General features: G+C 35.7%; 9 protein-coding genes. 2 read left to right on the forward strand and 7 right to left on the reverse strand.

Annotation, left to right across the window (positions count from 1 at the left end; genetic code table 11):
* Positions 1-131: 131 nt before the first annotated feature.
* The 3 genes from ACPF63_RS08755 to ACPF63_RS08765 form a co-directional block, all read right to left on the reverse strand.
* Positions 132-1,124, reverse strand: coding sequence for a phosphotransferase (locus ACPF63_RS08755; RefSeq protein WP_426482715.1), 993 nt, complete (start codon positions 1,122-1,124; stop codon positions 132-134).
* Between the two features lie 124 nt (positions 1,125-1,248).
* Positions 1,249-2,742, reverse strand: coding sequence for a BspA family leucine-rich repeat surface protein (locus tag ACPF63_RS08760; RefSeq protein ID WP_426482716.1), 1,494 nt, complete (start codon positions 2,740-2,742; stop codon positions 1,249-1,251).
* Positions 2,743-3,225: 483 nt separating this feature from the next.
* Entirely contained in the window at positions 3,226-3,510 is a 285-nt protein-coding gene (locus tag ACPF63_RS08765) for a bacteriocin-like protein (RefSeq protein ID WP_047374658.1), read from the reverse strand.
* Positions 3,511-3,958: 448 nt separating this feature from the next.
* On the opposite strand from ACPF63_RS08765, the gene ACPF63_RS08770 reads away from it, so the two are divergent.
* Complete coding sequence (locus tag ACPF63_RS08770) at positions 3,959-4,747, forward strand: helix-turn-helix domain-containing protein (protein WP_426482717.1); 789 nt, start codon at positions 3,959-3,961, stop codon at positions 4,745-4,747.
* A 94-nt stretch (positions 4,748-4,841) separates the two neighbouring features.
* On the opposite strand, the gene xth is transcribed toward ACPF63_RS08770, so the two are convergent.
* The gene (gene xth / locus ACPF63_RS08775; protein WP_426482718.1) at positions 4,842-5,615 is read right to left on the reverse strand and encodes an exodeoxyribonuclease III; all 774 of its coding nucleotides are present in this window, start codon (positions 5,613-5,615) and stop codon (positions 4,842-4,844) included.
* A gap of 190 nt (positions 5,616-5,805) precedes the next feature.
* On the opposite strand from xth, the gene ACPF63_RS08780 reads away from it, so the two are divergent.
* Entirely contained in the window at positions 5,806-7,038 is a 1,233-nt protein-coding gene (locus ACPF63_RS08780) for a YaiO family outer membrane beta-barrel protein (protein ID WP_426482719.1), read from the forward strand.
* Here ACPF63_RS08780 and ACPF63_RS08785 read toward each other — a convergent pair.
* The 3 genes from ACPF63_RS08785 to ACPF63_RS08795 form a co-directional block, all read right to left on the reverse strand.
* Positions 7,035-10,472: a sulfatase-like hydrolase/transferase gene (locus ACPF63_RS08785; RefSeq protein ID WP_426482720.1), complete on the reverse strand. Its 3,438-nt coding sequence runs from the start codon at positions 10,470-10,472 to the stop codon at positions 7,035-7,037. The two genes, ACPF63_RS08780 and ACPF63_RS08785, sit on opposite strands and share 4 nt — an antisense overlap.
* A complete protein-coding gene (locus tag ACPF63_RS08790) occupies positions 10,466-11,389 on the reverse strand; it encodes a HEAT repeat domain-containing protein (protein ID WP_426482721.1) in 924 nt (307 codons plus the stop codon). Before ACPF63_RS08790 ends, ACPF63_RS08785 begins: the two co-directional genes overlap by 7 nt.
* 150 nt (positions 11,390-11,539) lie before the next feature.
* Entirely contained in the window at positions 11,540-11,893 is a 354-nt protein-coding gene (locus ACPF63_RS08795) for a response regulator transcription factor (protein ID WP_426482722.1), read from the reverse strand.
* Between the last annotated feature and the right edge of the window lie 11 nt (positions 11,894-11,904).

Here is an 11,904-nt window from a genome sequence, read left to right on the forward strand (position 1 = left end):
GTATAATAAATATCCTATAATTTATATTATGTTAAATTGTATATATCGCTTGGTTTTTCATATCTATTAAAATCTTAATATTTAATTAATTACAGAATTGTTATTATTGTTTCACTTAAAAATTACCATTATTAATTAATCTCAATTTTGTTGTAAACAATCCAGCGTTTTAAATTCCCAACCATTCTTTTTAAATGATCTTCATTCAGGAAAATATTTGTCCAATATTCAAATCTGTCACATTGAACACTTATGTAATAGTTCATAATTGCTAAACATGCGAAAGACAAAAACTTTTTTTCTTCGTTATTAATTTTAGTTACGGTCTCATACCCTTTTATGAAACTATCTGCTTTTGCTTGGTATTCCTCTTCGTTCAAATTGGTTGCTAACAACTGAAATAGAAAATAAGAAATATCAAAGCATAAATAACCGTTGCCACAAAAATCAAAGTCAAAAAATGTTATTCCTTTTTCATCGTCAATGTGCAAATTGTCAAACCAAATGTCAAGATGAACGGCTCCATGTCTCATTTTCTGTTTGTCTATATTTTCCATTTTTAGCGTTAAAAAATCGGAAAGACTTTCTAAAAATTCGATTTCGCTATTATTTTTACTATAAAATTCTTTCGTTCTTAGAACAGGATTCCTGAGCAGGTTTTGAGCATTGTAAGACATTCTCTTCAGTTCGATATTTTCTGTCGATTGATGAACTTTTGCCAATGCCTGTCCAATTAGAAAGCTGGCTTGGGGTGAAAATTTTGCTGTCTTTATGCCTTTAGCATACGAAAATAGAACGCCAAACCTTGTCCCTTCCGGAGCTTCAATTTCCTGAATGAATTTGTTCGAAGTATCAGCTATTGGAAAAGCAACTTGTCGGTCCGCTTCTTTTAGAAGAATTAAAAGTCTTAATTCTTCTTCAATTTCTAATTGAGTACGCCAATGATGGGTATAAACTCTAAAAACATATTTGTCTTCGTCATCATGAACAATATATAAATGATTCATGCCAAGTCGAAATATGCTGCATTCCATGTTGTCAGTTAGTCCATAATTTCGTTGAATAAATTTGCCGAGCACATTTGGTGAAAGTGTACTGTTTATTGTGGGGAATTTCTCTGTCATCAATTCTTAGTGAGTCGTTGGTTATTCTTCTTAGTTGACACAAATATAACACACTTAAAATTAAAGCTCCAAAGTACAAAGACCTTGGAGCTTAATTGATAGAGGTAACCTTTCGGCTGATCTATTATTTCTTAATTATTTTACTGAAAATAGTTTCGCCTTTTAATAGATAATTCCCTGAGGGATATCCGGTAAGATCGATTGTGTTTTTTCCTTTTATAAACGTCACATTTTTAATGAGTTTGCCGTTGATATCATATAAAGAAACATTTTCATTTACAGCTGCCTCCACTGTTATCACTCCTGTTGTTGGATTGGGATAAGCTGGAGTTTTTAGTTTTTTTGAAACTTCTGCTGTTGATAAGTAGCATCCCGGGTTATAAGTGTCTCCAACAATAGTAAAGCCTCTGTTAACCAATTGAGCTCTTGCCATAATGGCCTGCGGTGTAGAATAGATCAGCCCTGTTGCATCTATACTTCCAGATGTTAATGTTGTGTTCGCCCATGTAGGATTATTATTGAGAGCAATTAGAAAATTATTATAGTTTGTACATGATAAACCGGAATTTTTTAATCCGAAAGCGATTGATCCTCCGAAGAAATTCTGAAGTCGGATATTCCAGCCGGAAAGATCCTGATCAAAAAGTACAGCACCATTAAACATGTTAAAACCTGAATAATAACTAACCTTGGCTACATTCCAGTTTCCAATCGGCTGGTTGAATGAGACTGCATTTTCAAACATATGTTCAAAATCTGTTACTTTAGCGGTGTTCCAGTTATTAAGAGGTTGATTAAATGCTGCTGCATTAGAGAATACATAGCGAAAATTGACACCATTTGATGTATTCCATGAATTTAATGGCTGGTTAAAAGCTACTGCATCTTTGAACATTGCAGAGAAATTAGTTCCGGATGCAGTATTCCAGGCGGAAATATTCTGATTAAAAGCAGAGGCAAAAGAAAACATTCCATTAAAATCTTTTACATTCGCTGTATTCCAGCTTCCAATATTCTGGTTAAATAGCTTTGCTCTGCTAAACATATTACTCATATTAGTAATTGTACTTGTATTCCAACTTGAAAATGAATTATTTCCGATCAAAGATGAACAATTATAAAACATTTCCGATAAATTGTTTATTTGTGTTAGATTGGGAATGTCTGCAGCAGTTACATTAAGGTTTGGACAGCCCGCAAATCCCTGATTAAATTGCTGAAGCCAAATGATGTCTCCCCACTGACTGATTTCGGTGAGTTCCGGATTAGCATTAGGATCAATAAAGTTTGTACTGGCCCTGAACCCGTAAAATAGCCCGTTGCCATTGTATACTTTCAATTTGTAGGTTGCCTGGATAGGGTTTGTATGTAATGAAGGTCCAAAAAGAATGGTAATCGGATTGGTGCTATTGGATGTAACAGAATTAAGGACTCCATTATGTTGTGGGTATCCCACTTCTTCCCAGCTAATGGTATAATTGGTTCCTGTACCGCCAAAAGATATTGCATGGTCAATGGTACCATTTACATTAGGTTTCCATAAAGTAATAAATTCAGTCTGTGCATAAGAACAGAAAAATAGAAATAGAAAAATGATTACTAGTTGTTTTTTGTGCATAATTTAAAAAATAGTTGTTAAAAAAGTTAATTTTGGTTTAGTAAGACAATAATTTCCCGGAATTTTTTATCTTATCTCTAACATAAAGATATAGACGCGCAGCGTCAAAACATGTCGTATTAAAATTTTATTACTTTTTTTTTAAATATTTTTTTGATTAATTAGCCTTATAAAAAACCACAAAAAATATGCAGCTATCATTGAATGACAACTGCAGAAATGAGATTATTTATATTGTTATTTTCATACCTGCTGAAATATTAATTCCAGGGATAAACGGTTGTCTTTATAGGCTAAACGTACATTCAGTAATGAAATGCCGGCATAGGAAACTCAGGATTGATATCCTTTCAATCAAAAGATCTCAAAATGAAAATAAATGATTGATTGTAAGTGTGATACGTTGGTTTTATTTTCTTTTTGGGCTATAAAAAAATCCGCTCTGAAAAGAGCGGAATGATTTTTAATGTCTATTCTTGCAGATTAGCAAGTAGAACCACACTCAAGTAATTTGATGTGAATTACACCATTTACAACACATTGTGTTTGGCATAAAGCGTTAGTTACGACAGTGCTTACACCACCAACTACACCACCAACAGTAGATCCTACGCCAGTAACTACACCACCTACGATAGTACCTACTCCGCCTACTACTCCACCAACTACACCTCCTAGTCCACCTAGTAAAGTACCAATTGGATCTAGTAATCCGTTACCTGAAATAGCTTTTAATTCGTTTCTGTCTAATTTTTTTAAGTTTTTCATAACTATAATTTTATATGATTATTACATCACGAATATATGAATAATAATATTACAATTGCAAATTATTTTCAATAAATTAATTATATGTTTTTATTATTTAATATTTCATTAATATATGTGTCTTTTAGTATAAATATGATTTTCACTTATATGTGATTGATTTACTAAATGTTAAAAATAATAACTCAATTTATGAAATTTAGAGTTATTATTTATGCATTAAATTCTATTTATTGATGATTATTGTTTAAACTATGTAAAGCCTTCTATATTTGTTCAGAAATCAATTTTCAGCGTGCAAAAATTAAATATCCAGGCATGAAAATTTACCCGTTTTAGTAAAAATGGAGACCTTAGTAGTGAAATTTCCTTATATCTTATAGTAAAACCTGCTTCGGTGGTTGGTAACGCATTCAAATTTTGTATTTTTGCTTACATATTTTTATCAATGTCAATTTTTTCAAATAATATACGCTTCTTAAGAGCCAGGAGAAAGCTTTCCCAACAAAATGTAGCTGATGAACTGATGATTTCCAGAGTTCGCTATTCAAAATATGAAAACGGAATATCTGAACCTCCTATCGAACTTCTTATAAAAATCTCTAAATATTTTCATGTAAGCATTGATCTTATGCTGTCTGTAGATATCCAGAAGTACCCTATGGATGATATGCTGAAATTACCTGACAACAGGATTGTTCTTCCGGTGGCGGTAGATACCCATGGAAATGATACAATAGAAATTATCCCTCAAAAAGCTTCTATGGGATATCTGGAAGGTTACAGTGATGTAGATTATATTGAGAGCCTTCAGCGTATCGCTCTTCCCTTTCTTACTAATGGAAAATACAGGGCATTCCCTGCAGATGGAGATTCTATGCCTCCATTCAGAAACGGGTCTTATATTGTAGGAAAATATGTGGAAGGAATCAATGATTTGAAACAGGGAAAAACCTATGTTTTTGTAACATTGAATGACGGGATTACCTATAAACGTTTTAAGGAAAGAAAAGAAAATGCAATCTGTGTAAGTGCTGACAATTCTTTTTATGAGCCTTATGAGATTCCGTTTGAGGAAGTTGTAGAAATCTGGCAGTATGCTTCAGGAATTTTCCCGGAAGATTTTGAGCCTGGTGACTATGAAAGTTATAATTTTAAAGAAATGTTCCGCGAACTGAGACAGGACATCAGGGATCTAGATAAAAAGGTTTCTGGCCGCCGCCGAAAACAGTCTTAGTATTCATACCAACGTATTATATATTGTATGCTCCTGATTTTATAAACCAGGAGCATATTATAATGTATATGATCCTGCAATTCTTGAATTACAATTAGTCCGCAAGTTCAATCCATACCGGAGCGTGATCGCTGCTTTTCTCCCAGCCGCGCACATGGCTGTCTACTCCACCTGATTTCAGCCGGCTCTGTAGATAAGGACTTAATAAAATATGGTCCAGCCTTATGCCTGCATTCCTGTCATAAGCTTTATATAGATAATCCCAGAATGTGTATACTTTTTCTTCGGGATAAAGACTTCGTATCGAATCAAGCCATCCTTTCTTCTGAAGATCTTTATACGCTTTTCTTACTTCTGTTCTGAACAGGGCATCATTTTCCCAGCGTTCAGGTTTGTACACATCAATAGGCTCCGGAATAATATTAAAATCGCCTATAAGGATGGCGGGAAGTTCCATGGTGATGAGTTGGCTGGCTCTTCTTTTAAAACGTTTGATCCAGGATAATTTATAGTCGAATTTAGGTCCTGGATAAGGATTGCCATTCGGGAGATAAAGACAGCAGATGACCATTTTATCAATAATCACTTCAATATAACGGCTTTGAATGTCTTCAGGATCTCCCGGTAAAGATCTTTGTACTTCTGTAATTTCCCTGTTTTTTGCCAATATAGCAACTCCATTCCAGCTTTTTTGTCCATTCCAGACAGCTTCATAGCCTGCTTTGTTAATTTCTTCTACAGGAAAACGTTCCTGAGGTGCTTTTAGTTCCTGAAGACAGACAATATCTGGAGAGGCTTCTTTCAGCCATTTCAATAAAACGGGCAGGCGGCCGTTGACTCCATTAACATTATATGTGGCTATTTTCATAATGAAATTTTGAAGAAATTAATTTTTTTTAATTACGGCAATAATTATTCCATCATAATTGCTTTTTAAGCATTGTTTAATTGAAAAATAATCTAAAAAAATAAGGTTTGACGAATAATCTCTGGGTTGTGATGTAAAAGTTCAATATATTTGTGATACCAGATGTAGTTCATTAATAATTAAACTTTCAATGAAAAGATATTCAACCTTTTTATTTGCTTTACTTTTTCCAATCACAATGTACAGTCAGCAGAATTTATCAGCTGATGAACTATTCCTTAAAGCCCGAACCGCTGCTTTTGAACAGAAAGATTATCCTGCATCTATTGCTCTGGCCAAAGAGGCATTGGAAAAAGCTCCCAATTATACTGATATTTCAGTTTTCCTGGGAAGGCTGTATACCTGGAACAAAGATCTGGTTTCCGCAAGGGCTATATTTGAAGAGCTTGGAAAAAGAGAGATTCAGGATGAAGATTATTTTCTGGCTTATGCTTCATTGGAATATTGGAATGATCAGAATACAAAAGCTATTGAAATCATAGATAAAGGACTTTCCTATCATGCTAAATCTGAAACATTATTACTGTTGAAAGCGAAAGTATATTTTGGAATGGATAATTACGAGGAAGCAGATAAAGCTGTAAGTACTCTTTTATCCATCAATCCTAAAAACACTGAAGCAAGAGCTCTTGCAGTAAGAATAAATGAGCTTACGTCTAAAAATGCAATAGGAATTGTGTATAATTATTCTCATTTTGACAAACAGTTTGATAACGATTGGCATATTGTGGGAGTAAGTTATAAGAGAGTTACTCCTATTGGTTCCGTGATTGTTCGCGGAAATTATGCCAATAAATTTGCCGAGGGCGGCACACAGATTGAACTGGAGGCATACCCAAGGCTTTCTAAAATGTTTTACCTGTATGTTGGCGGAGGATATTCTGATCATGTGGGATTGTTTCCGAAGTACCGTACCGGAGTTTCTCTGAATGCAAACCTTCCCCATAGTTTTGAAGCAGAATTAGGTTACCGTCAGCTTTATTTCAGCAGCAGTATCTGGATGTATACCGCTGCTATAGGGAAATATTATAAAAATTTCTGGTTTAACCTGCGTACTTATATCACTCCTGACAGCAAGAATATTTCACATTCTTATACGGGAACTGTAAGGTATTATACAAAAGGTGCTCAGGATTATTTTGCTTTTCAGATCGGAACCGGGATCAGCCCGGAAGAAAACCGTAATAATCTTCTGGAAAACGAAACCTTTAAGCTTAAAACTTTTAAAATTGGAGGTGAATACAATTTCTCCTACCATTCCAATCTGTTTTCAGTGGGAACAATGTATTATAACCAGGAATACCGCCCGGGAGAAAAAGGAAATCAGTTTGATATTACATTAGGCTACACCAGAAAGTTTTAAAACTTTGATTTTACTTTTTTCTTAAAGTTCACCATTACCGAATCAGGCATCAGTTTTTTAGTAGAATAAAACTGGGAATTCATGCTTTTATACTGATTAAATCTGCCATTCATCTTATTCAGGGCTGCATTATCATTGGAAGCATCTTCTTCCATATTTTTCAGGGTAAAAAGCTGTCCGTCATGGATATAATACTTTTCAGAGACAAAATCAATAAGTTGGTTTTTACTCTGCATCATTGGAATTCCGGTTTTGCTGATTTCGGAATCCGGAGAAAATCCTCTTCCTACCCATGTTATTGTAGCAGGTGTGCTGATTTTATAATTATTTCTGTAATAAGCTAAAATAGAAGGAGCAATATCAAAATGACTTACGGTCTTATAGAAACGTTTTGATTCTTTCAATAAGGGTGAGTAGATCAATAATGGTACATGGAATCTATCAATCTTGTCCTGTAGTGTGATTTCAGGCATGCTGTGATCTCCTGTGATCACAAAAATGGTATTCTTGAAATCCGGACGTTTGCTGTATTTTTTGAAGAAACCTTTAATGGCATCATCAGCATTAAGAACTGAAATTAACTGGTTTTTGTGAGCTGCGGCCCATTTCTTCTGTTCAGAATTTAAAATACCTGAATTCAGCCTTTGATTGTACAGTTTTTCATAATAATCTTTATTGTTGATTAAAAAAGGATTGTGCGTTGAAAGGGTGAGAATCATATTGAAATACGGTCGATCCTGTGGCTTTTGTTCTTGCTGCATCTTACCAAAAACTGCCTGATCTTCATATCCCCAGCTTTCTCCGTTATTGGCAGGAAGCTTACGGTAAGGACTGCCGAATGAGGTTTCATCTATGATATGGTCTACCCCGCTATATTCAAGAAATTCACTGTAACGGTCAAAGGATGTATGGCCTCCATAATAAAAACCTGTCTCAAAGCCGTTTGCTTTCAGAATGTTATAAAGATTGAAGTTTTCCGGTGTCTTTTCAATTTCAAGGAAGCCATTCTTTCCAAAAGGAAGTGATCCTGTGATTGATGGCAATGCGGCAAAGGTCCTTCCTGCTGAGCTTAACGAGTTTTCCCAATATAATCCTTTGTTGGATAAAGAATCCAGATAGGGAGTGAAGTTGCCGATATATCCTTTTGGGGAAGTGTAGGCATGTCCGAACCCCTCCATGACAAGGAAAACAAGATTGGGAACTTTCTCAGATCTGTTAAAATAAGACCCTAAAAAATCCGGGGTATTTTCTTTCCTCCAGAAAGGGAAATTTTTATTGAGCATTTCGGCATTGGTGGTGAAATCTTCATTTTCACTCAGTAATTCATTCAGTTCAGGATGATCGCTGATGAAATTGTCCTCATTGGATTTAAGGAAATAAGCCCATTTACTTTTTGCCGCATTTTGATTAAATTCATTCTCAGAGCTCAAGGTTTTGGATCCTAATATATTGGAGGGAATAAAAAAGGCTGCTAACCCGAAAGCAAGCAATACAAGTCCCGGATAGATGGATTTCAAAGCTGATTTACCGGCTATCCATATAGAAATGAAAGAGGCTATTATTAAAATACCCATCAGGGCAAAGTTCTTAAAATTAAGCATTCCGCTTGCCTGTAAAATCTGCTTCATCTCTTCTTTGCTGTAGTATAAAAGGTCTGCACCCAATACGTTGCGGGTTTCTGAGAAATACAGGAATAAAATATATTGGGTAACGGTCACAATAAGTAAAGCTGCAATAGCCAGAGTCTTTGCCCAGCCTTCTCTGATGAAATTGATGATGAGATAAGTAATTCCAACACAAAATGTGAGTCTGAGGGCAAATAAAATATTCTCTGTAAAAAGGTTTCCAACAATTGCAGAGGTGTTAAATTTGGAAAAACTATACCGGTACCACAACCACTCTGCGGTTACTCCCACTAAAAACAAGGCAAAGAACACTAATGTGAGTATTCCCCATTTTTTAAGACCAGACTGAAGAATAGCATACATTCTTTCTTTGAAAGGTAAATGCTGTGTGCTTTGATTGAAGCCCTGTCTTGTCATTTCGCCCCATCCGTGGGATTTTTTGAAATAATCTATAAATCCGCTTACTCCTGCTTTTACCACGATAGGATGGAAATAAAAAGGTTCGGAAAAAGCCGTTACAATAAGGGCGAGGAAGTCTTTTCTTTTGGTATAAACCTGATGGCTTACAAGATCCACTAATATTGAATAGATAGAATAAAGAAATCCCATTGAGATCACCAGGGCAAACAGAACCGTAAAGAATGGCCAGTTAATAATTCCCAGCAGTAAAAAAATAATAAAGATGATATATCCTGAAAACTCGATTAACGGACCCAGAAATTCAAAAAAGAACCAATAAGGAAGACTGACCATTCCTAATTTTCCATATTTCGGATTGAACATCATTTTTCTGTGCTTCCACAGGGTTTCCATCGCTCCGCGCATCCATCTGTTGCGCTGTTTTCTCAAAATATCTTTAGATTCAGGGACTTCTGTCCAGCATAAAGGATCCGGAATGGTAAGTACTTCATAAGGTTCATTCTTTTCTTCCATGTACTTTCTCATTCTTACCACCAGCTCCATGTCCTCTCCCACCGTATTCTTATCATAACCGCCACAGGCGAGTACTATTTTTCTGTCAAAAACTCCGAAAGCACCGGAGATCAGGATCAATCCTGATGCCCTGGACCACGCCATACGTCCGAGTACAAAAGCTCTGATGTATTCTAATGCCTGGGTTCTGCCCAAAAGAGTTTTCGGCATATTGACACTTACTATTTTACCATTTTCTATCACGCAGTTATTGGCCAGACGAATAACTCCACCGCAGGCGATGAACTTTTTATCGGTCTGCTCCAGCATTGGTTTTGCGAGTTTCAGAATCGCATCCTGCTCCAAAATGCAATCTACGTCAATGCAAACCAGGTATTCACCGGAAGAAATATTCACTCCCACATTCAGAGCATCTGCTTTTCCTCCGTTTTCTTTATCAACAACGATCAGCTTTTTAAAGGCAGGGTTTTTACTTTTATAAACTCCTCTTACGGTATTGGTTTCTATTTTTCCCTGAATGAAGTAAGCTATGGATTCCAATTCATAAGCCTCGATAAGCTTTTGGATGGAGTCGTCCTTACTTCCGTCATTTACAATAATAATTTCCAGGTTATGGTAATAAAGGGATAGCAGAGAGCGAACATTTTCTACAATGGTCATTCCCTCATTATAAGCCGGAGCGATAACGCTGAATACCGGAGCATTGGGGTTTGCCGCAATAAGGCTGTAATCTGTAAATGTATTTTCTTTTTTATAACGGAGTACAGCTCCAAGTGCATAAATTCCTATCCAGCCATAGATAAGGGTTATTGCTGTTCCGTAAATCAGAAACAACCAGATAACAACTTCATAGATGATGTGTGAGAATTCTAACATACTTTTTCTTGTACTGCGTATTTAATGATTTGAATTAATTCTTCTGATGAGGTCTCTTTTTCAGATATTTCTATCAGGTAGTCCTGCTTTTCCATTGAGCATAAGGCTTCTGCTGCATAAACCTTTATTCCTGAATCAGTGTCTTTTAACAATTGATCTTTCAGAAAATCTACAGAGCATTGGTCTTTTGACTTCCTCATTACTTTCAGGATCTCTTTCTGTACTTCTAAAGGTTGATGAGGATACATTTCCATTAGATAAGCAACAGTTGAAGGATTTTCAAGGGATAATAATGTCTGTACTGCCTGTATCCGCACTTCAACAGAGGGATGATCCAGTAAGTCAGCGACTGTAGGATAAAGAGATAATACCTGGAATTTTCTTAATAGTTTAAGGGTAAAAATGACCACTGAATCATTTGAACTTTCAACCCAGCTTTTAATACTATCGTTGGAGTTCTCAGGAATACTGGTGACTGAAATAAGCAGACGAAGCTGCTGCCATTCTGATATTTTTGTTGAAAAGCTGGTAAGGAAATGAAGTCCTTCAAATCCTTTAAAATGAACCATGGCATATTGTGCTTCCTGATAAACCTGTGCTGAAGGATGTGTTAAAAATGTAGAAATCTTTGGCAGTGCTTCTTCCACATTCATTGCTGTAAGCTCCTGTATACCTCCTGCAATTAAATGTATCTTTTTCTGATTCAATTTTTTTAAAGCTTCCTTCTGAAGGCCATATTCCTGGAAAAGGTCTTTAAGTTTATGCTGTGCTGCACCGGAAAATTTCTTCTCGGATTCTGCCAGTTTCTGAAGGAATAAATTTCTGAATAAAGGATTTGCGGATGCTGATGAAAAGTTGTTGTCTGCATAGGTTTCTTCACCATATACAATCACTTCTGAGATTCTTTTATTGATCATTTCCGACCATTTGAAAATATGGACAGATTCTCTATACTGATAAAAGCTGTAAATGAGTACGGCTATGATCAGTAAGAGTACTAAGGACAACATTCCCAGAAATACGAGAAAAAGAAAATGCACGGAAGTGGTGAGAAACATGAATGTAATTTATTTTGAAAATCTTTTAATTCTTAATATCAATTCATTGGGACTGAATGGTTTTACTATAAAATCGGCAGCTCCGAGGTCAAAAGCATTGAGTACCACTTCCTCCTGCCCCATACTGGAAAGCATGATCACGGGGGTCTGCTTGTCCATCATTTTGATGGCTGAAAGTATTTCAATTCCGGAGGCAAACGGCATCATAATATCTGTAATAGCCAGATCTACCTCTTTGGTTTTAAGGGTTTCGATAGCATCTTTACCATTGCGGGTGAGGATCACTTCATGCCCTTCTTTTAATAATTTGTGCTCTATCGTTTTTAGAATCAGTTCATCGTCTTCCGCGATTAGAATCAACATAGTTTTATTTT

Source organism: Chryseobacterium sp. R2ACT005, assembly GCF_049949215.1.
Classification (GTDB): Bacteria; Bacteroidota; Bacteroidia; order Flavobacteriales; family Weeksellaceae; genus Chryseobacterium.